The following is a 19,948-nucleotide window of genomic DNA, read 5'->3' as shown; positions in this document are numbered from 1 at the left end:
GCCGCCGCGCGCTCGGAACGGCCGTGAAGGTCCGAAGCGGGGTCAGCGGTGCGCGGCAGCCAGTACGGCGTCCGGTCCGCAACGGGCGCACGGGCTGAAGCCCAGCTGCCGTGCCTCGCCGACGGCGATCGGGATCGAGTCGCGGCCGGAGAGCCAGCCGCAGTCGACCAGATGGTAGCGCGGGTACTCGTCGACGACCACGACCTCGTCCTCGAGGTCCCTGACCAGCTCGAGATCCTCCTCGGCGGTGTCCTCCTCGCCGGGCGGGGTGTCGCGGACGGCTTTCGCCTCCGCCTTCGCGTCCTCGGGGGCCGGACCCGGTTCGGCGTCCGGCTCTCCGGCCGGCGCCGGGTCGCTCAGCTCACCCGTCGCGGGCAGCAGTTCGGTCTGCTCGGCAGCTTCCTCGCCGTCATCCTCCGGCTCGGTGTCGCTCTCCGACTCGGCGTCACGGTCCGGCTCGCCCGCTTCGGCCTCGTCCGCGGGCGGCTGCTCCGGCCCGCTGGAGCGCCGGCGCCGAATCCAGTCGACGAGCAGCAGCAGGCCGGCCAGTACGGACAGGCCGATCGAGATCCAGGCCCACAGCGAGGTGGCCGTGATGAGGGCCGTGACGAGCAGCGCGAGCGCCGCCACCACCAGTACGAGGACGATGTAGAGCACGCTGAATTACAGCACGGGGACGCCGGTTCGGGCGCACGACCCGCCCACGCGGCGTACCGTGACGGCTCCCGAGCGTGGCGAAAGATCACCGGGCACGCCGATGCCCCGCCGGTCGCTGACGCATCCGGCGGGGCGGGACGGACTTCGGCGCCCGGGGCTCAGCCCGCTTCGGCGCGCGGACCGAAGGAGTAGCCCTGGCCGCTGCTCGACGAGGAGGCCTGGCCCGATCCGGACGAGGCTGTGGCCGGGGCGGCCGACCCTCGATCGTCGAGCTCACGCAGCTGGGACTCCAGGAATCCACGCAGCCGCGTGCGGTACTCCCGCTCGATCGTGCGCAGCTCCTCGATCTTCTTGCCGAGAGCGCCCTTCTCGGCGTTCAGGCTGTTCATCGTCTCGGTGTACTTGCGCTGCGACTCGCGTTCCATGGTGGTCGCCTTGTCGCGGGCCTGGCGCTCCAGCGTCTCGGCCCGGGTGCGCGCGTCGTTCAGCATGGTCTCGGCACGCGTGCGGGCCTCGTTGACCATCGAGTCGGACTTGGCACGAGCGTCGGAGAGCAGCTGCTCGGACTTGGTCCGGGCCTCGGCCAGCATGCCGTCGGACTCGGTCTTGGCCTCGGCGGTCAGCCGGTCGGCCATCTCCTGCGCGAGGCCGAGGACCTTGGCGGCCTGCACGTTCGGCTCGCTGCTGTCCGCACCGACCATCGAGTGCGCCTGGGTCTGTTCCATCGCCGACGCGGGCGGCGGAACCGGAGCCAGCCGGCGCGAGGGCTCCTCGCGGGCGGGCGGCGGGCCGGCCACCTTGGCGCTCTCCAGCTCGGAACGGGTCGACTCGAGTTCCGTGTCGAGCTGCTCCATCTGCTGGCGCAGCTCGTTGTTGTCCTCGATCAACCGGGCAAGCTCGGTCTCCACCAGGTCGAGGAACGCGTCCACCTCGTCCTCGTTGTAGCCCCTCTTGCCGATGGGCGGCTTGCTGAACGCGACGTTATGCACGTCAGCGGGGGTCAACGACATCAGATCACCTCACGCACTCCATGGCCTGCAGGTTCCACCCGGGTGTCCCCGATCATCACCTGGGTGTCGCCAGCTGCATCCCGAAGAACACAACCAACAGCAGCACCATAATCGACAAGTCCAGTCCCATCCCTCCGATGCGAACCACGGGAATGATTCGCCGGAACAGCCGCACCGGTGGGTCGGTCACTGTGTAGATGGTCTCGAGTGTCACCGCAACCCCTCCGGCAGGGCGCCACTCCCGTGCGAACGTCCGCACGAGCTCGATCACGATACGGGCGGTCAGCAACAGCCAGAACGCGAACAGCACGTACCAGACGACCAGCCACACAGCATTCACGGCGACCACTCTAGCGGGGGACGGCGGCGAAGTGGGCAGCCCACGGCGTGCCGCGGCGATGAGTCGACAAAATCACGTCTGCGTGCGCTCAACGGTCCGGTGTGCTTCAGCCGCGCAGGAACAATCCGCCCTCGGCGATCCGCCTGCGGTCCTCCGCCGTCACGTCGACGTCCGGCGGTGAGAGAAGGAACACCTTGTTGGTGACCTTGTCCATCGACCCGCGCAGCGCGAACGCGAGCCCGGCGGCGAAGTCGACGAGCCGCTTGGCGTCCGCGTTCTCCATCTCGGTGAGATTGATGATCACCGGGATGCCCTCGCGGTAGTGCTCGCCGATCGCCCGCGCCTCGACGTAGCTCGTCGGGTGCAGCGTGGTGATCCGGCTGAGCGGATCACGCACCGCCGGCTCGGCCACCGGGCGCAGCCGGGCCACCGGGTCCGGCTGCCGGTCCACGGCGAGCGCGCCGTGCGTGGCCGGCTCCGCCGCGGTCACCGAACGTGACCGCAACCGGGGCGCGGGCTCATCGTAGGTGTCCGCGGGCTCGCGGTAGCGTCCGCGGGCGCGAGCCGGGGGCTCCTCGTAGCTGTCGTACTCGTCCTCGTAGTCACGGCGGTAGTCGTCTTCGTCGAGGTCGTAGCCGTCCTCGTCCGCGGGCACCATCCCGAAGTAGGCCTTCAGCTTCTGCAGCGCGCTCATGCCTTCCCCTTTGCCCTCGCCACTCCCGCTCCAAACCCGGCCGGACACGATCCGTGACCAGCGGGCGCTCCCTTAGGGCGAGGCTAAACCGCGCCCGCCGAGCAACGCGGTTCCGACACGCACACAGGTGGAGCCGTAGGTGATCGCCGATTCCAGATCATGGCTCATGCCGGCGGAGACTTCCACCGCTTCGGGATGATCCGCGCGCACTTCCTCCGCAGCTCGGGCCAGCCGCTCGAAGGCGGCGCCGGGATCCTGTCCGAGCGGCGCGACGGCCATCACGCCCCGCAGTCGCAGCTCCCCCGTGTGGGTGAGGTGGTCGGCAAGGGCGGGAAGCTCGGCCACCGGGATGCCGCCGCGGGCGGGATCCGCGTCGAGGCTCACCTGGATCAGCACGTCGAGCGGGCCGGTGCGCTCCCCCGCTTCCCGGGCGGCGGCCACGGCGCGGTCCAGCGCGTCGGCCAGCCGGATCGAATCGACCGACTGGACCTCGGCGGCCCAGCGCACGACGGACCGGGCCTTGTTCCGCTGCAACCGCCCGACCAGATGCCAGCGCGGCGCCGCGTCCGGACGCAGCGTGGTCACCTCGGCGACCTTCGGCCCGGCTTCCTGGTCCCGGTTCTCGGCGAGGTCGAGCAGACCGAGGTCGGTGAGCGCGGCGGCGTCGGCGGCCGGGAATGTCTTGGTCACCCCGAGCAGCCGCACCTCCTCCCGAGCCCGCCCGGCCGCCTCGCAGGCCGCGGCGATCCGCTCCCGCACGGCCGCCAGCGAAGCGGCGAGTTCTTCCCGCCGGTCGCCGGTCACGCGGTACCCCGGGTGTCGAGGGCTCCCGCGGGAGCCGGGGCTCGGCCGAACCGGATCGCCGGCCGCGCGCCCACGCGGCGCCGGACTGCCCGCCACGCGCCCACGCGACCGAGCCGGATCGCCCGTCGCGCGCTCACGGGACCGGACCGGACTGCGCGCCACGCGCTCACGCGGCCTCCTCTTCGAGCCAGGTGATCCCGGCGATGCGGCCGGTGGTGCCGTCGCGGCGATAGCTGAAGAGGGTCTTGTCCTCGGCGGTGCAGCGCGGGTCGGCGCCGATGCGGCCGACGCCCAGGCCGGCCAGCTGGCGCCACAGGCCGGCACGCAGGTCCAGGCCGGTACTGCCGGTCCGGGTGCGTGACGTGCTGCCGGGCAGGTGCCGTTCGACGTCGGCGGCCATCGCGGCCGGGACCTCGTAGCACTCGCCGCAGATGGCCGGGCCCAGCAGGGCTTCGACACGGGCCGGGTCGGCGCCCAGGTCACGCATCGCCTCGATCGCCGCCGGGACCACGCCGACGCGCGCACCCACGCGGCCGGCGTGCACCGCGGCCGCGACGCCTGCTTCCGGGTCGGCCAGCAACACCGGGACGCAGTCGGCGACCAGGACGACCAATGCCAGCCCGGGACGGTCGGTGACCAGCGCGTCGGTCGCCTCGGCAGCAGCGGTCTCGCTGCCGTCGACGACCGTCGCGGTGCGGCCGTGCACCTGTTCCATCCACGCCAGCCGCTGCTCGGTCAGTCCGAGCTCCGCGGCGAGCCGCTTGCGGTTGGCGTACACGTCGCCCGCGTCGTCGCCGACGTGGTCACCGAGGTTGAAGCTGTCGTACGGCGGGCGGGAAGCCCCGCCGGCCCTGGTCGTGACGATCCGTCGTACTCGCACCCCGCCATCCTGCCAGGGCAGGTGCTCAGCGCCGCATGAACGGCGGGACGTCGACCTCGTCGTCGTTCGGATCGTCGTGCACCGTCGCCGGACGGCTGGGCAGCCCGCCGGACGCCGACCCGGAACCGAGCGGCGAGTAGCCACGCGAACCGCCACCGGGCTGCGGCAGCCCGCCCGGCGGAGTGCCGCCCGCACCGGGCTGCGGCAGCGGCGGCCGGGGCGGCACCGGCGGGTAGCCGTTGCCGCCCGCCGGCGGTACCGGCGTGGCACCCCCGGCCGGCGGGGCCGGCGGTGGCGCCGGGGCCGAGCCGCCGACCTGTCCGGCCGCGGCCGAGGCGGTGCCGCCGCCGTTCTGCCGGGAGCCGAACGCGGGCGGGTCCAGCTTCTTGTGCGTGGGCGCGCCGGCGTCGAAGCCGGCCGCGATCACCGTGACCCGGACCTCGTCGCCGAGCGAATCGTCGATGATCGTGCCGAAGATGATGTTCGCCTCCGGGTGCGCGGACTCCTGCACCAGCGAGGCGGCCTCGTTGATCTCGAACAGTCCCAGGTCCGACCCGCCGGCGATGGACAGCAGCGCGCCGTGCGCCCCGTCCATCGAGGCCTCCAGCAGCGGGGAGTTGATCGCCTTCTCCGCGGCCTGGATGGCCCGGCCCTCCCCGCGTGCGGAGCCGATGCCCATCAGCGCGGAGCCCGCGCCGGACATCACGCTCTTCACGTCCGCGAAGTCCAGGTTGATCAGCCCGGGCGTGGTGATCAGGTCGGTGATGCCCTGGACACCGGAGAGCAGCACCTCGTCCGCCGAACGGAACGCGTCCATCAGCGACACGCCGATGTCACCGAGCTGCAGCAGCCGGTCGTTCGGGATCACGATCAGCGTGTCGCACTCGTTGCGCAGCTGCTGGATACCGTCCTCGGCCTGCTTGCCGCGGCGCTTGCCCTCGAAGGTGAACGGGCGGGTCACCACGCCGATGGTCAGCGCGCCCAGCTTCCGGGCGATCTGCGCGACCACGGGGGCGCCACCGGTGCCGGTGCCACCGCCCTCACCGGCGGTCACGAACACCATGTCGGCGCCCTTGATGACCTCTTCGATCTCTTCGCGGTGGTCCTCGGCCGCCTTCTGCCCCACCTCGGGGGCGGCGCCCGCACCGAGGCCGCGGGTCAGTTCGCGGCCGATGTCGAGCTTGACGTCGGCGTCGGACATCAGCAGTGCCTGTGCGTCGGTGTTCACCGCGATGAACTCGACACCCTTGAGGCCGACCTCGATCATCCGGTTCACGGCGTTCACGCCGCCGCCGCCGATGCCGACGACCTTGATCACCGCAAGGTAGTTGTGCGGGGGCGTCATCGGGTCCGCCTTCCTGATCGTGATGTGCACGTGCTGCCCGCCGGGGAGGAAAACCCTCAACCTCAACCAGAGACTGAGAGTTATGTCAACCACCGGCGTCAAGGCAGGACGGTAGGCACCGGGCAGGCGCTAATCCAGTAGGCACGCCGTGCGCGGCAAAGGTGTTTTGCCACAACGCGAACCCGCGCGCAAGACGGCGGATCCGCGGCACCCCCGGAAAACCCGGGGATGCCGGATCTGCTAGGCGGGCATGTCGGCGACCAGCACGACGTCCCCGGTGGGTGCCCCGGTGGGCGATCCGCCCGCGGGTTCCACGCTGAGCGCGAACTGCTCGGCACCGGAGAGCCCGTCGGCGACCACGAGCGATCCGGACGGCCCGCCGGGCAGCAGCCCGGCCGGGCGCGGCGCCAGCTGCGGGCCCATCAGCCAGGCCTGGTAGACCCGGCCGGAGGCCACCGTCGGCAGCTGGGCCTCCTGGAACATCATCCGGTCCAGCAGCCGCGAGGCGAGCACCGTGCCACCGGCACCGCTGGGCGAGGTGACGTGCTCGCTGCGTACGTCCGGCGCGGCCAGCAGCTCCGCCACCGGCTGGTAGTGGTCGCGGGTCCGGCTCAGCTCCGACTGCGCGGTGTCCAGCCGGTTCTGGGTGTGCAGCGCGACGCCGCCGAACACCCCGGCAGCGGCGAGCCCCACGACCGCGGCCGCGGCCGCGGCGGTGATGATCATCGGACGGCGGCGCGGGGTGCGCACCCGCTCCCCCTGCTCGTGCCGCGACCGCGGCGGCAGCTGACGGGTGGTCCGCATCGCCGCGATCACCTGCTGTTTCAGCTCGGGCGGCGGTTCCTCGGCCATCGCGGCACCGAGCCGGGCCGAGGTCGCGGTCAGCTCCCGCACTTCCTGGGCACAGGCCTCGCACTGCTCCAGGTGCCTGCCGAACTGGGCGCGTTCGAGCTCGGACAGCGCGCCGAGCGCGTACGCCCCGGTCAACGTGTGCATTTCCGGCGTGGTCATGCCGTCACCCCCAGGCAGTCTCGCAGGCGGATGAGCCCGTCACGCAGCCTCGTCTTGATCGTCCCCTGCGGCGTGGACAGCACGTCGGCGACCTGCCGGTAGGTGTATCCCTGGTAGTAGGCCAGCAGGACGGACTCCCGCTGCAGCTCGGTGAGCGTTTTCAGGCAGCGGCGCACCTGCGAGCGCTCCAGCCGCGACGCGACGGACTCCGCCACCTCGTCGAACGGCCGTCCACGGGCGGCCTCGAAGGTCGCTTTGTGCTCGCGTTCGGTGGTGGCTCTCGCCGACCGGACCCGGTCGACCGCGCGGCGGTGCGCCAGTGTCATCGCCCAGTTCAGCGCGCTGCCCTTGTCCGCGGAGTAGCGCGGGGCCGTCTTCCACAACTCCACCAGCACTTCCTGGGCGACCTCCTCGGACTGCGCGGTGTCGCGCACGATCCGGCGGACCAGCCCGAACACCGGTCCGGCGAGCTGGTCGTAGAGCTGCTCGAAGGCTCGTTCGTCGCCTTTCGCGACGAGCGTCATCAGGTCCTCGGCGGTGGGCCCGGGCGCTCCGGCGGACGGCACCGCGGAGATCGGCCGGGGACGGGCGCTCTCATCCATTCAGGGCTCCTGCGGTGTTCTGCCGGGTCCGGGGGGTCATCGCGGCCTTGCGCCGCCAGAGCGCGATGCCGTGCCGGCGGATCAGCGCGGCGACCCGCTGCGACTGCAGTGGCCTGCCCAGCAGCGAACGGACGAGCACGCGTCCGCCGGCCGGCCGGCGGACACCGCGCAGCGTGGCCACCAGCGGCGTGTCGCCGCCGTGGTGCAACTCCACGGTGAGCGCCAGCAGCGAGTCCGGGACCGGCAGGTGCATCCGGTACTGCCCGGTCAGGTCCTGGAACGGCGACACGTAGAACTCCTTGTCCACCTCGGCGCCGGCCTGTTCGTCCAGCCGCACGAGGTACGCGTGCCGTCCGCGGTAGGTGTTGTGCACCTCGGCGACGACACAGGCGAGCGCGCCGTCGGGAGTGTGGCACCAGTACACCGTGATCGGGTTGAACACATACCCCAGTGTCCGCGCCGAGGCGAGCATGACGACCCGGCCGCCGTCCAGATTCACCCCCCTGGCTGCCAGCCATCGGTCGAGCTTGGCCCGGATGCTGCCCGGCTCACCGGGTTCGAAGTGGTCGCGCCCGTCGAACCGCGCGAAGGGCCGCAGCCACCGCGGAAGCCGCGGCAGGTCGTCCAGGTCGGTCAGCCACACGTACATGCGGTGCGCGAAGGAGTACGGCGGATCGGCCCGGCGCACGTGCGCCACGGTGGAGTCGTACAGCGCGGCGGTCACCAGTCCACCCCGAAACTGGCTGCCGCGCGTGCCCCGGAGGTGCAGCCGTCCTCGTGGAACCCCCAGCCATGGTAGGCACCGGCGTAGGCCAGGACGCCGTCGTTCAGCTCCGGCAGACGCCGTTGCGCACCCACGGATTCCGGCGTGTAGATGGGATGTTCGTAGGACATCCGGGCGAGGACGGCCCCCGGCGCCGAACCGGGGTTCAGCGTGACGACGTAGCGGGTGGCCTCGTCCAGCCCCATCAGCTGGTTGAGGTCGTAGCTCACCTGGACCGCGCCGGTGTCGGACCCGCACTCGGGGGTCCGGTAGTTCCAACCCGAGCGGGCCGCCTCCACGGTGGGCAGCACCGTGGCGTCGGTGTGCAGCAACGCCTCGTTGCGGGAGTAGCGGAACGCGCCGAGGAGTTCCTTCTCCGCCGGGGTGGGGTCGGCGAGCAGGCCCAGCGCCTGGTCGGCGTGCGTGGCGACCACGACCCGGTCCACCCGGTGCGGCGTGTCCGCGTCGTCGCGCACCTCGACACCGCGGGCGGTGCGCAGCACGGAGCGGACCGGAGTGGACAGGTGCACGGCGGTGAGCTGCTTGGCCGCCCGCTCCACGTACTCGCGGGAGCCGCCGACCACCGTGCGCCAGGTCGGTGAGTTCTTGACGGTCAGCATGCCGTGGTTGCGGAGGAACTCGAACAGGTACCGCGCGGGATACTGCATCGTGTCGGTGCGGTCGGCCGACCACACCGTGGACACGAGCGGCAGGACGAAGTGGTCGGTGAAGTACTGCGAGAAGCCGCCGATGGCGAGGAAGGCGCCGAGCGGGACGTCACCGGACTCGGGGTGGGCCAGCAGCCGCGCAGCCTGCCGGTGGAATCGTTTGACCTCGGCGAGCATCAGCAGGTAACGCCGGGAGGTCAGGTTGCGCGGCTGGGCGAACAGGCCGCGCAGACCGCGGGCGCCGGAGTACTGCAGCCCGCAGCCGTCACAGCGGATGCTCATCGACATCTCGGTGTCGCGGGTCTGCACGCCGAGCTCCCCGAAGAGCCGGATCAGCGTGGGATAGGTGCGCTCGTTGTGGACGAGGAACCCGGAGTCGACGCCGATCGTCCCGCCGTGCGTACTCGGCACGTCGTGGGTGTGCGCGTGCCCGCCCAGCCGGTCGTCGGCCTCGAACAGCAGCACTTCGTGGCGGCGCTGCAGCAGGTAGGCGGCGGTGAGGCCGGCCACCCCGCTGCCGATGACGGCGATGCGTTGTCCCGTGGTCTGGTGCACGCCGGTGATTCGGCGCCCCGGCCGGGGTGGATTGGTCCCGGACAGCCGGTGTGACCCGGGCGACCCATCCACGGGCCGGTGCACACCGAATCAAGGGTATGCCGAACACCAACGCCACCCGTCTGGCCGCTTTCGTCGAGCGTCTGCTCGGTACCTCGCTACCGGTGGCCGTCCGCACCTGGGACGGCGACCGCGCCGGTCCCGACGGCCCCACCGTGGTCCTGAAGAACCGCCGCGCGCTGCGCTGGCTGCTCTACACACCGGGCGAGCTCGGCCTCGCGCGCGCGTACGTGTCCGGCGACCTCGACGTGGAGGGCGACCTGGCCGAGGGCTTCCGGCGGATCTGGTCGCTGACCCGCTCCGGCGAGCTGAGCGGCGTACGGCTGTCGGCCCGTGACCGGGCCGAGGCGGCGGGTCTCGCGGTCCGGATGGGCGTGCTCGGGCTGCCCCCGAAGCCGCCTGCCGAGGAGGCGCGGCTGAACGGCACCCTGCACACCCTGCTGCGCGACAAGTCGGCCATCTCGCACCACTACGACCTGTCGAACGCCTTCTACCAGCTGCTGATGGACGAGTCGATGGCGTACTCGTCGGCCTACTGGACCTCCGGAACCACCGACCTGGCACAGGCGCAGCACGACAAGCTGGAGATGATCTGCGCGAAGCTCGGCCTCCGGCCGGGGATGCGGTTGCTCGACGTCGGCTGCGGCTGGGGTTCGCTGCTGGTGCACGCGGCCAAGCACCACGGGGTGCAGGCGGTCGGCGTGACGATTTCCGCCGAGCAGGTGCAGCACGTCAAGGCGCGCCTGGCACAGCACGACCTGGACGACCGGGTGGAGGTGCGCCGGCAGGACTACCGCGAACTGGCCGGGGAACCGTTCGACGCGGTCGCCTCCATCGAGATGGGCGAGCACGTCGGCGAGGACAACTACCCCACCTACGCGAGCACGCTGCTGCGCATGCTCAAGCCCACCGGACGGCTTCTGCTGCAGCAGATGTCCCGTGGCGCGGTGGCTCCCGGCGGCGGCGCGTTCATCGAGCGCTACATCGCCCCGGACATGACGATGCGCCCGCTGAGCCGCACCTTGGGACACCTGGAAACGGCCGGTTTCGAGATCCGCGACGTGCACGCGCTGCGCGAGCACTACCCGCCCACCGTGCGCGCCTGGGCCGACACGCTGGAACAGCACTGGGACGAAGCCGTGGCGCTGATCGGCGAGTCCGGCGCCCGGGTGTGGCGGCTGTATCTGGTCGGTGGCGCACTGGCGTTCGAGGAGAACCGGATGGGCGTGGACCAGATCCTCGCCGTGCACCCCTCCGTGGACGGCGACAGCGGCATGCCCCTGAAGCGGGAGTGGATGTGATCGGACTCGGCCCGCTGGCCGCGCTGACCGCCGGGGTGACCCTGGTGGCGGTCACCGCGACGTTCGGCGTCGCGCGGCTGCGCGGACGCTACGACACCATCGATTCCTTCTGGGGTCCGGGATTCGCGCTGATCGCGGTGGTGGCGTTGCCGTTCGGTTCGGCACCGCCGGCGCTGCGGCTGGTGGTCGCCGCGCTGACCGTGGTGTGGGGCCTGCGGCTGGGCATCCATCTGCATCTGCGCAACCACGGCAAACCGGAGGATCCGCGCTACCAGCGGATGGTCGAACGGGCCGGTCCACGCCCGGCGGGACGGCTGTTCGTGCGGGTCTACCTCCTGCAGGCGGTCATCCTGTGGTTCGTGTCGCTGCCGGTGCAGTTCGCCATGTACGGCACGGGTTTCGGCGTCACGGCCTGGCTCGGCGTCGTGGTGTGGCTGGTCGGGTTCGTCTTCGAGGCAGTGGGTGACGAGCAGCTGCGCCGGTTCCGCGCCGACCCCGCCAACCGCGGCGGCCTGCTCGACACCGGGCTCTGGCGCTACACCCGGCATCCGAACTACTTCGGCGACGTCTGCGTGTGGTGGGGCCTCTACCTGCTGGCCTGCTCCTGGTGGCCAGGGGCGGCGACGGTGCTGTCGCCACTCGTGATGACGTTCCTGCTCGTGCGCGGCACCGGCAAGCCGATGATGGAGGCGAGCCTGCGCCAGTCCCGGCCGCAGTACGCCGACTACGTGGCGCGCACCAGTGGTTTCCTGCCGCTGCCACCGAAGCGGCTCACTCCCCGGTGAGTCCGTCGGTGAGTTCGCGCAACAGGTCGAAGTGGCCGAGGTGCCGCGCGGTCTCCTCGATCATGTGCGTGACGACCCAGCGCACAGTCAGCGGATCTCCTTGGTACTGCACGGTGTCGTCGAACCCCCGCGCGGTGACGACCGCCCGGCTGCGGTCGGTCTCGGCGCGGTAGTCGGCCAGGAGGCGGTCGATCGGGGTCTCCAGCGCGACGCGGAATTCGGCGTCGCGGTCGCGTTCCAGAGCCTCGGCCCAGCGATCCGGCTGCCCGTCGAGGACGACGCTGAACCAGTAGTCCTCGACCAGCGCAAGGTGACCGAGCAGGCCGGCGATCGTGGTCAGCTCGCTGGGCACGTGGGACCGGCGAGCCTGCTCGTCGGTCAGCCCGGAGCACTTCCACAGCACACTCGCGCGAAGGAAGTCGAGAAACCCGGTGAGCTGGGCACGTTCGTCCCCGGCCATCGGCGGCTCGGGCCGCTCCGGCGCGGTCGGGGTGGCCGGCGTGCTGGGTGTTCCGTGCCCGGTCGGCGTCGCGCGGGGCGTGTCCGGTGCGGTCGTCATGGCGCGAATTGTGCCGGATCGGACCTGCCGGTGACGACGACTTTTCCGGACCTGCGACCAGTTAACTTGTGCACAATGTAGTTGTGCGCTATGTTTGTCGGGTCAGCATTCGATCACAAGGAGGCGTTCATGCCCAGCCGCGACGCGAGTACCCACTGGACCGGCGGACTGCAGAAGGGCAACGGCGCGGTCACGCTCGACTCGTCGAACTCCGGCACGTTCACCGTCTCGTTCCCGACCCGCTCGGGCAATCCGGACGGGCAGACCAGCCCGGAGGAGCTGATCGCCGCCGCGCACTCGTCCTGCCTGGCGATGAACCTGTCCGGCACCCTGGAAGCCCAGCAGCTCGAGGCGGAGTACATCGACGTCTCGGCGGAGGTCACCCTCGGCCCGGCCGACGGCGGCGGCTTCGAGATCAGCGGCATCGCGATCACGCTGCGCGCGAAGCTCGACGGCGTGAGCCCCGAGCAGTTCGCCGAGCTGGCGAGCACCGCGGAGAAGACCTGCCCGGTGTCGAAGGCCCTGTCCGGCACCACGATCACCCTCGACGCCGCACTCGCCTGACGACTCGGCAGTGCCCGTCATGCCGTGAAGGCCTCCTGCAGGGCACCGGATCCCCGGCAGGAGGCCTTCACCGACTTTCGCGCGGAGAGGGTCAGGAGAACGCCGCGACGTTCGCCTTCGCCCATTCACGGTGGCTGACCCCCGGGCGCCCGAGCAGGTCCTCGACCACGCCGGTGGGGGCCTCCGGCTGCGCCACGGCCTGGGCGTAGGTCTCGACCAGCCAGCTCGCGACGTCGGCCGGCATGCCGTAGCCGACCCATTCCGCGACCTGCTCGTCCGGGGCGAGTTCCACGAACGGCAACTCCCTGCCCAGTGCGTCGCCGATCGCCGCGGCCAGTTCGCGCAGCGGAACCGACTCCGGTCCACTGAGGACATACGTCCGGCCTTCGTGTCCTTCCGTGGTCAGCGTGTGCGCCGCCACCGCCGCGATGTCGCCCAGGTCGATCGGGGTCTGGGCGGCCTCGCCGTAGGCCGAACGCACCTCGCCGCGCTCCCGCACGGCCGGCGCCCAGCCCAGCAGGTTCATCAGGAACGCCCCCGGCCGCAGGAACGTGCGCGCCAGCCCGGCCGCGTCCACCGCCCGTTCGACCGCGGCGAACCCGTGTCCGCTCGACCCTTCGTGCACGTCGCCGACACTGCTGCCGGACAACGCGACCACCCGCGGCACTCCCGCCTCGCGGATCAGCTCGCAAACCCGCGGCGCGGTCCGCTCGTACGGCGCGAGGTACACCGCCTCGACGCCCTCGAGCGCGGGCGCCAGCGTCGCCGGGCGGGCGATCGACCCGACCACCACCTCCACCCCGGACGGCAGTGCCGCCCGCTGCGGATCCACCGTCAGCGCCCGCACACCGGCGCCGCGCGCCACCAGCTCGTCCACCACGAGGCGGCCCACGTTTCCGGTCGCCCCGGTCACCAGGATCGTCATGCCCCCACCAATCTCGTATGCCGTACGGAGCTGTCGAGCGTACGGCATACGGGAAACCAGTGCCAGTGAGAAAAGCGGGTCAGGAGGTGACGGTGGGCAGTTCCGGCGCGGACACGTCGTAGACCTTGCCCGGCCGGGTGAGCAGGGCGGCGAGCACCTTCGCCTTGCGGTCGGTGTCCTCCGCGTCGCCCCAGCGCACGGTCTTGCCGGTGGACAGGGTGAACTCGACGCTGGCCGGAGTCTTCGCCGTCGCCGTGGTGACCTGCTTGCGCATCGTCTCCGGGATCACGCCGAGCACCGCGGTGACCGCGCGGGTCACCGGGTCGTCCGCCGACACCTTCGGCAGCTTCAGCTCCGGCAACCCGGCCGGACGGGACTTCACCGTCTTGAACACCACGCCCCCGCCGTCCACGAGGTGCACGCCGTCGCCGCCCGGGCCGCTGTCGAAGAACGCGATCGCGGTCCGCTCGGTCACCGCGATCTCCAGCGTGCTCGGCCACGACCGGGACACGTCGACCGTCGCGATCCCGGACAGCTGCGCCACCCGGTCACGAATCCCGTCGACGTCCACCCGCAGCATCGGCTGCTCCGCCGGCACCCCGGCGGTGGTGCGGATCCGCTCCACGGGCACCGTTTTCGCGCCCTGCACCGCCACCGTCTTCACCGCAAGCACCGAACTGAAGAACAGCAGATACCCCAGAGCGAGCACGGTCACCACGGTCAGCAACGCCACCCAGCGGCGGCGGAGCTCCTTGCCGCGGGTGGGCCGGGACCGCCGGCTGGAGCGGCGCGACGGCTGCTGCTGCGTGGGCCGGCGGGAGCGCGTCCGGCGACGATCCTCCTCGGAACGCCGCCCGCGCCGTTCCCGTACCAGGGCGGCGCGCTCGTCGGCGTCCAGCTCAGCCGAGGAGGGGCGACGGCGCTGCCTGGTTCCGGTCATGCGCCCGCGGTCCGCCGGTCCAGCTCGGCCAGGATCTCCGGGCCCAGCTGCGTCACGTCGCCGGCGCCCATGGTCACCACGAGATCGCCCGGCTTCACCAGGTCCACGGCCAGCCCGGCGGCCACGTCGAACGCGGGCTGGTAGTGCACCGGGACCCGCACCTTCTCGGCGATCAACGCACCGGTGACGCCCGGCACCGGCTCCTCGCGGGCGCCGAAGACGTCGAGCACCACGACCTCGTCGGCCAGCGACAGCGCCTCGGCGAACTCGGCCGCGAAAGTCTGCGTGCGCGAGTACAAATGCGGCTGGAACAGCACCACGACCCGGCCGGCACCGGCAGCGGTGCGCACGGCCCGCAGCTGCGCGTCCACTTCGGTCGGATGGTGGGCGTAGTCGTCGTACACCCGCACGTCGCCCGCGCGGCCCTTGAACTCGAACCGGCGGCGCACCCCGCCGAACGCGGCCAGCCCCTCGCCCAGCCGCTCGGCGGGCGCACCCAGCTCGAGACCGGCGAGCAGCGCGGCGACCGCGTTGAGCGCCATGTGCTCACCCGGCACCGCGACCCGCAGCTCGCGCTCCACGCCGTCGAGCGCGATCCGCACCACGCCGCCGTCCGGAGCGGGCGTGTAACCGAGCACCCGCACGTCACCCTCGCCGGTGGCGGCCCGGCCGTACCGGCGTACCCGCGCGCCGGCCGCCGCGGCCTCGTCACCGAGCCGGCTCGCACCCGGGTCGTCGGCGCACACGATCAGCAGCCCGCCCGGTTCGAGCCGGCCGGCGAACTCGCCGAACACCTTCACGTAGGCCTCGGCCGTGCCGTGGTGGTCGAGGTGGTCGGGCTCCACATTGGTCACGACCGCCACCGACGGCGTGTAGGTCAGGAACGATCCGTCGCTCTCGTCGGCCTCGGCCACGAAGATCCCGCCACCGCCGTGGTGGGCGTTGGCGCCGGATTCGTTGAGGTCGCCGCCGATCGCGAACGACGGGTCCAGCCGGCAGTGCTGCAGCGCCACGGTGAGCATTGACGTGGTCGAGGTCTTCCCGTGCGTGCCCGCGATGCAGGCGACCCGGTGCCCCGCCATCAGCCCGGCGAGCGCCTGCGCCCGGTGCAGCACCGGAATGCCCTGCGCGCGGGCCTCGGCCAGCTCGGGATTGGTCTCCTTGATCGCGGTGGACACCACCACCGCGGACGGCGGCTCGGCCAGTGCGCCGAGGTTGTCCCCGCGCTGCCCCACGAACAACGTGGCACCCTGCGCCCGCAACGACAGCAGGGCCCGCGATTCCTTGGCGTCCGATCCGGACACGAACGCACCGCGGGCCAGCAGGATCCGCGCGATGCCGGACATCCCGGCGCCGCCGATCCCGATCAGATGCGCACGACGCAGCTGTGCCGGCAGCTCCGGCTCACCCGGGCGCGGCAGGGACCCGGGCAGCGGCGAATCCGGCCGTGTCGAACCAAGCGGTGGCGAGTCAGGCAGCGGCGAGTCAGGCACGGGCGGCCTCCAGCACGATCCGGGCGAGGGCTTCGTCGGCCTCGCGGTGGCCCAGCCCGACCGCGGCCGAGCTCATTTTCGCGATCCGGTCGGCGTTGGCGACGAGCGGGACCACCAGTTCGGCCACCTTCGCCGGGGTCAGCTCACCGTCCGGGACCATCAGCGCGGCCCCGGCGTCCACCGCGGGACCGGCGTTGACCGCCTGTTCGCCGTTGCCGTGCGGCAGCGGGACGAACACCGCGGGCAGCCCGACCGCGGACACCTCGGCCGCGGTCATCGCGCCGGAGCGGCAGACCACCGCGTCCGCCGCCGCGTAGGCCAGGTCCATCCGCTCCAGATACGGCACCGGCACGTACGCCGGGCCGGGGAACTCCTGCACCACCAGCGTGTTCTTCGGACCGTGCGCGTGCAGTACGCCGATCCCGGCACCGGCCAGCTCCTTCGCCGCGCCGGACACCGCGGTGTTGATCGACTGCGCACCCTGCGAACCGCCGAACACCAGCAGCGTCGGCGCGTCCGGGTCGAGGCCGAAGTGCTCGCGGGCCTCGGCACGCAGCGCGGCACGGTCGAGCGTGGTGATGGACCGGCGCAGCGGGATCCCGACCACCTCGGCCTTCGGCAGCGACGTACCCGGCACGGCCACCGCCACCCGTGCGGCGAACCGGGCGCCGACCTTGTTGGCCAGCCCGGCGGACTTGTTCGCCTCGTGCACCACGATCGGCGTGCGGCCGCGGGCGGCGAGGTAGGCCGGAAGCGCGACGTAACCGCCGAAGCCGACCACCACGTCGGCCTTCACCCGGTCCAGCACCGCACGGGTGCGGCGGACCGCATCGCGCACCTTCAGCGGCAGCCGGACCAGCTCCGGCGTCGGCTTGCGGGGCAGCGGCACGGGCGGGATCAGCTCCAGCCGGTACCCGCGCGCGGGCACCAGCGTGTTCTCCAGGCCGCGTTCGGTGCCCAGTGCCACCACTTCCGCGTCCGGGCGCAGCCGTTTCACGGCGTCGGCCACTGCGAGAGCGGGCTCGATGTGTCCCGCGGTACCACCGCCGGCGACCACCACCACCGGCGCCCGGCCGGCGGCGGACCGCCCTGTTCCCTTGACGGGCTTGCTCACCAATGACCTCTCCGGTTCGCGGTGCCCCGGGCACCGCGGTTCGCTGTCGTCCGCGTCGCCGGCTGCCGGACCGACCGGCGGCGTTCGGGTGCCGGTGCGGGCCGGGCCGCCCGCGGCGCCGGCCGGGCCGCCTTCGTCCCCGAGCCGCCGCGCGCCCCGGACTTGCGGGGAGCGGGCGGACGGTACGGATCGGGTGCGGGCAGCCGCAGCAGGCGTCCGAATTTACCCGGGCCGTGCGAACGCAGTGCGGCCACCGCCTCCGGTTCGTGCCGCGCGGCGTTGGCCAGCACACCCATGATGAGCATGGTGATCACCAGCGACGTGCCGCCGTAGGAAATCAGCGGCAGGGTCACGCCGGTGACCGGCAGCAACCCCACCACGTAGCCGATGTTGATGGCGGCCTGCGCCACCAGGAACAGGGTCAGCGTGCCGGCCACGATCCGGATCCACGGGTCGATGTTGCGGGTGGCGATGCGCAGCCCGACCACGGCCACGCCGGCGAACAGCGCCAGCACCACCGCACAGCCGACGAACCCCAGCTCCTCGCCCACCAGCGCGAAGATGAAGTCGTTCTGCACGTTCGGCAGGTAACCCCAGTTGGACGCACCCTGGCCCAGCCCCTTGCCGAACAGCCCGCCGTCGGCGAGCGCGAGCTTGGCCTGGTTGGCCTGGAACCCCTCGGCCGAGGTGTCGGCGTCCGGCGAGAGGAACGCCATCACCCTGGCCAGCCGGTAGGGCGCGATGATCGCGAGGACCAGCACCCCGGCCAGTCCCCCGGCCAGGATCACGCCGAACAGCCGTTTCGGCGCACCGGCGAACCACAGCAGGGCCAGCAGCACCACGGCGAGCGTGATCGTGCCGCCGAGGTCCGGCTGCAGCATCACCAGCGCGAACATCACGAGCGCGACCGGCACCACCGGCACCAGCAGATGCCGCCACTGGTGGATCACGTTGTACTTGATCACCAGGATGTGCGCGCCCCAGAAGGCCAGCGCGACCTTCGCCGCCTCGACCGGCTGGAAGGTGAACACGCCGAGCTTGAACCAGCCCTGCGAACCGTTCACCGTGGAGCCCAGCGGCGTGAGCACCAGCATCAGCAGGCCCAGGCTGAGCACCACCATGGTGGCCGACATCCGGCGGACCCGCTCGAGCTTGATCCGCAGGCCGAACCAGAACACGATCGCGCCCAGCGCGACGAACATCAGGTGCTTGAAGAACAGCGCGTACACACCGCTGCCGGTCTTCGGGTCGTAGGAGGCCACCGAGGAGGCCGACAGCACCATCACGATGCCGATCGCGGTGAGCACCCCGGTGAGCGCCAGCACCAGGTGGAACGACGCGAGCGGCCGCGAAAGCCACGCGGTCAGCGCGGTGCGCAGCGCGACGAACGGGCTCTCCGTACGCTGCCGCCTCCGCCGTGGCGGACGCGCGGTACCGCGGTCCCGGCCCTTTTTCTCGTCAACGACCGTCATCGGCCGCCTCCGCCGCGCCACCGGCCAGGTTCCGCACCGCCGCGGCGAACGCGTCACCGCGCGCGCCGTAGTTCGGGAACATGTCCAGCGAGGCGGCGGCGGGCGCGAGCAGCACCACGTCACCCGGACGAGCCAGCGCACTGGCCGCATTCACCGCCGCAGTCATGGGCTCATCGTCACCCGGCGGCAGGCGGTTGCACGGGACATCCGGCGCGTGTCGCGCGAGAGCGGCCTCGATCACGGGCGAATCGACGCCCAGCAGCACGGCACCGCGCAGCCGATCCGCGGCCGCGGCCACCAGCTCGTCCACCGAGGCACCCTTGAGCTGGCCGCCGGCGATCCAGACCACGCTCTCGTGGGCGAGCAGCGAACCGACCGCGGCGTGCGGGTTGGTCGCCTTCGAGTCGTTCACGTAGCGGACTCCGCCGATCTCGGCGATCTCCTCGGCGCGGTGCGGTGCCGGGCGGTAGGCACGCAACCCCTCGCGTACCGCCGCCGGCGGCACGCCGTGCGCCCGCGCGAGTGCGGCGGCGGCGAGCGCGTTCGCCACGTTGTGCGGCCCGGGCGGGCGCACGTCGGCGACCGCGGCCAGCTCCTCCGCACTCGTCGCCGGATCGGCCACGAACGCGCGGTCCACCAGCAGGTCCTCGACCAGCCCGAGGTCCCCGGCCGGCGGGGTGTCCAGCCGGAAGCCGATCCGGCGGGCGTGCCCGGGCGCGTGCTCCCGCGCGATCCGGGTGGACCAGTCGTCGTCCGCGTTGTGCACGACCGTGCGGGAGCGGTGGTGCACCCGGCCCTTCGCCGCGGCGTACTCCTCCATCGAACCGTGCCAGTCGAGGTGGTCCTCGGCGAGGTTGAGCACCACCGAGGCGTCCGCGGCGATGGTGGACGACCAGTGCAGCTGGAAGCTGGACAGCTCGACGGCCAGCACCGGGTGCCCGCCGCGCACCGCGTCCAGCACCGGGTAGCCGACGTTCCCGCAGGCCACCGCGTCCGCACCGGCGGCGCGCAGGATCGATTCCAGCATGCCGACCGTGGTCGTCTTGCCGTTCGTCCCGGTGATCACCAGCCAGGACGGCGGATGCTCACGCAGCCGGCCGATCCGCCAGGCCAGCTCGACGTCCCCGATCACCTCGATGCCCGCCTCCGCCGCGGCCACGAGCAGTGGCGCGGTCGGCCGCCAGCCGGGGCTGGTCACCACGAGGGCGGTGCCGGGCGGCGGCGCGGTCAGGCCGGGCACCAGCTCGGCCCCCAGGCCGGTCAGCTCGGCCAGCCGGTCGGCGTTCCCGTCGGTGACCGTGACGTGCGCGCCGAGTTCGCGCAGCACCGGCACCACCGAGGCCCCGGTGACACCCGCGCCCGCGACGAGCACGCGGCGGTCGGTGAGATCGGTCCGGTCCATCGCC

General features: G+C 72.2%; 21 protein-coding genes. 3 read left to right on the top strand and 18 right to left on the bottom strand.

Annotated features, from left to right (window positions below; all coding sequences use genetic code 11):
* Positions 1 to 42 precede the first annotated feature (42 nt).
* The 11 genes from BJY18_RS01435 to BJY18_RS01385 form a co-directional block, all read right to left on the bottom strand.
* Positions 43 to 657: a hypothetical protein gene (locus BJY18_RS01435; RefSeq protein ID WP_184776992.1), complete on the bottom strand. Its 615-nt coding sequence runs from the start codon at positions 655 to 657 to the stop codon at positions 43 to 45.
* A gap of 158 nt (positions 658 to 815) precedes the next feature.
* Positions 816 to 1,667 (bottom strand): DivIVA-like cell division protein Wag31, encoded by an 852-nt coding sequence (gene wag31 / locus BJY18_RS01430; protein ID WP_184776990.1) that lies wholly within the window; start codon positions 1,665 to 1,667, stop codon positions 816 to 818.
* A gap of 55 nt (positions 1,668 to 1,722) precedes the next feature.
* A complete protein-coding gene (locus tag BJY18_RS01425) occupies positions 1,723 to 1,998 on the bottom strand; it encodes a YggT family protein (protein WP_098515255.1) in 276 nt (91 codons plus the stop codon).
* A gap of 115 nt (positions 1,999 to 2,113) precedes the next feature.
* Positions 2,114 to 2,701, bottom strand: coding sequence for a cell division protein SepF (locus BJY18_RS01420; protein WP_184776989.1), 588 nt, complete (start codon positions 2,699 to 2,701; stop codon positions 2,114 to 2,116).
* A 72-nt stretch (positions 2,702 to 2,773) separates the two neighbouring features.
* The gene (locus BJY18_RS01415) at positions 2,774 to 3,505 is read right to left on the bottom strand and encodes a YggS family pyridoxal phosphate-dependent enzyme (RefSeq protein WP_184776987.1); all 732 of its coding nucleotides are present in this window, start codon (positions 3,503 to 3,505) and stop codon (positions 2,774 to 2,776) included.
* Between the two features lie 166 nt (positions 3,506 to 3,671).
* Positions 3,672 to 4,385 (bottom strand): peptidoglycan editing factor PgeF, encoded by a 714-nt coding sequence (gene pgeF, locus BJY18_RS01410; RefSeq protein WP_184776986.1) that lies wholly within the window; start codon positions 4,383 to 4,385, stop codon positions 3,672 to 3,674.
* 25 nt (positions 4,386 to 4,410) lie between these two features.
* Entirely contained in the window at positions 4,411 to 5,730 is a 1,320-nt protein-coding gene (gene ftsZ, locus BJY18_RS01405; RefSeq protein ID WP_184776985.1) for a cell division protein FtsZ, read from the bottom strand.
* Between the two features lie 240 nt (positions 5,731 to 5,970).
* Positions 5,971 to 6,741 carry an anti-sigma factor gene (locus BJY18_RS01400; protein WP_184776984.1) on the bottom strand — a complete coding sequence of 257 codons (771 nt, stop codon included), beginning with the start codon at positions 6,739 to 6,741 and terminating at the stop codon, positions 5,971 to 5,973.
* Positions 6,738 to 7,343 carry an ECF RNA polymerase sigma factor SigK gene (gene sigK / locus BJY18_RS01395; RefSeq protein ID WP_184776983.1) on the bottom strand — a complete coding sequence of 202 codons (606 nt, stop codon included), beginning with the start codon at positions 7,341 to 7,343 and terminating at the stop codon, positions 6,738 to 6,740. The genes BJY18_RS01400 and sigK overlap by 4 nt, the downstream gene beginning before the upstream one ends.
* The gene (locus tag BJY18_RS01390) at positions 7,336 to 8,070 is read right to left on the bottom strand and encodes a DUF1365 domain-containing protein (RefSeq protein ID WP_184784343.1); all 735 of its coding nucleotides are present in this window, start codon (positions 8,068 to 8,070) and stop codon (positions 7,336 to 7,338) included. The genes sigK and BJY18_RS01390 overlap by 8 nt, the downstream gene beginning before the upstream one ends.
* Positions 8,064 to 9,329 (bottom strand): NAD(P)/FAD-dependent oxidoreductase, encoded by a 1,266-nt coding sequence (locus BJY18_RS01385; RefSeq protein WP_184776982.1) that lies wholly within the window; start codon positions 9,327 to 9,329, stop codon positions 8,064 to 8,066. Before BJY18_RS01385 ends, BJY18_RS01390 begins: the two co-directional genes overlap by 7 nt.
* Positions 9,330 to 9,427: 98 nt before the next feature.
* Between BJY18_RS01385 and BJY18_RS01380 the strand changes: the two genes are divergently transcribed.
* Complete coding sequence (locus tag BJY18_RS01380; RefSeq protein WP_184776981.1) at positions 9,428 to 10,690, top strand: SAM-dependent methyltransferase; 1,263 nt, start codon at positions 9,428 to 9,430, stop codon at positions 10,688 to 10,690.
* Positions 10,681 to 11,475: a DUF1295 domain-containing protein gene (locus BJY18_RS01375; RefSeq protein WP_184776980.1), complete on the top strand. Its 795-nt coding sequence runs from the start codon at positions 10,681 to 10,683 to the stop codon at positions 11,473 to 11,475. The genes BJY18_RS01380 and BJY18_RS01375 overlap by 10 nt, the downstream gene beginning before the upstream one ends.
* Here BJY18_RS01375 and BJY18_RS01370 read toward each other — a convergent pair.
* The gene (locus BJY18_RS01370; protein WP_184784342.1) at positions 11,462 to 11,935 is read right to left on the bottom strand and encodes a DinB family protein; all 474 of its coding nucleotides are present in this window, start codon (positions 11,933 to 11,935) and stop codon (positions 11,462 to 11,464) included. The two genes, BJY18_RS01375 and BJY18_RS01370, sit on opposite strands and share 14 nt — an antisense overlap.
* 228 nt (positions 11,936 to 12,163) lie before the next feature.
* On the opposite strand from BJY18_RS01370, the gene BJY18_RS01365 reads away from it, so the two are divergent.
* The gene (locus BJY18_RS01365) at positions 12,164 to 12,598 is read left to right on the top strand and encodes an OsmC family peroxiredoxin (RefSeq protein WP_184776979.1); all 435 of its coding nucleotides are present in this window, start codon (positions 12,164 to 12,166) and stop codon (positions 12,596 to 12,598) included.
* A gap of 91 nt (positions 12,599 to 12,689) precedes the next feature.
* On the opposite strand, the gene BJY18_RS01360 is transcribed toward BJY18_RS01365, so the two are convergent.
* The 6 genes from BJY18_RS01360 to murD all read right to left on the bottom strand — a co-directional run bounded on the left by BJY18_RS01360 (position 12,690) and on the right by murD (position 19,944).
* The gene (locus tag BJY18_RS01360; protein WP_184776978.1) at positions 12,690 to 13,523 is read right to left on the bottom strand and encodes an NAD(P)H-binding protein; all 834 of its coding nucleotides are present in this window, start codon (positions 13,521 to 13,523) and stop codon (positions 12,690 to 12,692) included.
* Positions 13,524 to 13,602: 79 nt separating this feature from the next.
* The gene (locus tag BJY18_RS01355) at positions 13,603 to 14,463 is read right to left on the bottom strand and encodes a cell division protein FtsQ/DivIB (RefSeq protein WP_184776977.1); all 861 of its coding nucleotides are present in this window, start codon (positions 14,461 to 14,463) and stop codon (positions 13,603 to 13,605) included.
* A complete protein-coding gene (murC, locus tag BJY18_RS01350; protein WP_184784341.1) occupies positions 14,460 to 15,884 on the bottom strand; it encodes a UDP-N-acetylmuramate--L-alanine ligase in 1,425 nt (474 codons plus the stop codon). The genes BJY18_RS01355 and murC overlap by 4 nt, the downstream gene beginning before the upstream one ends.
* Before the next feature lie 64 nt (positions 15,885 to 15,948).
* Complete coding sequence (gene murG, locus BJY18_RS01345; RefSeq protein WP_184776976.1) at positions 15,949 to 17,070, bottom strand: undecaprenyldiphospho-muramoylpentapeptide beta-N-acetylglucosaminyltransferase; 1,122 nt, start codon at positions 17,068 to 17,070, stop codon at positions 15,949 to 15,951.
* Positions 17,067 to 18,542: a putative lipid II flippase FtsW gene (gene ftsW, locus BJY18_RS01340; RefSeq protein ID WP_184776975.1), complete on the bottom strand. Its 1,476-nt coding sequence runs from the start codon at positions 18,540 to 18,542 to the stop codon at positions 17,067 to 17,069. The genes murG and ftsW overlap by 4 nt, the downstream gene beginning before the upstream one ends.
* Complete coding sequence (gene murD / locus BJY18_RS01335) at positions 18,529 to 19,944, bottom strand: UDP-N-acetylmuramoyl-L-alanine--D-glutamate ligase (protein WP_184776974.1); 1,416 nt, start codon at positions 19,942 to 19,944, stop codon at positions 18,529 to 18,531. Before murD ends, ftsW begins: the two co-directional genes overlap by 14 nt.
* Between the last annotated feature and the right edge of the window lie 4 nt (positions 19,945 to 19,948).

This window comes from Amycolatopsis jiangsuensis (genome assembly GCF_014204865.1).
Classification (GTDB): domain Bacteria; phylum Actinomycetota; class Actinomycetes; order Mycobacteriales; family Pseudonocardiaceae; genus Amycolatopsis; species Amycolatopsis jiangsuensis.
The sequence above is the reverse complement of the archived record's forward strand: the minus strand, read 5'-3'. Positions and strand labels throughout refer to the sequence as shown.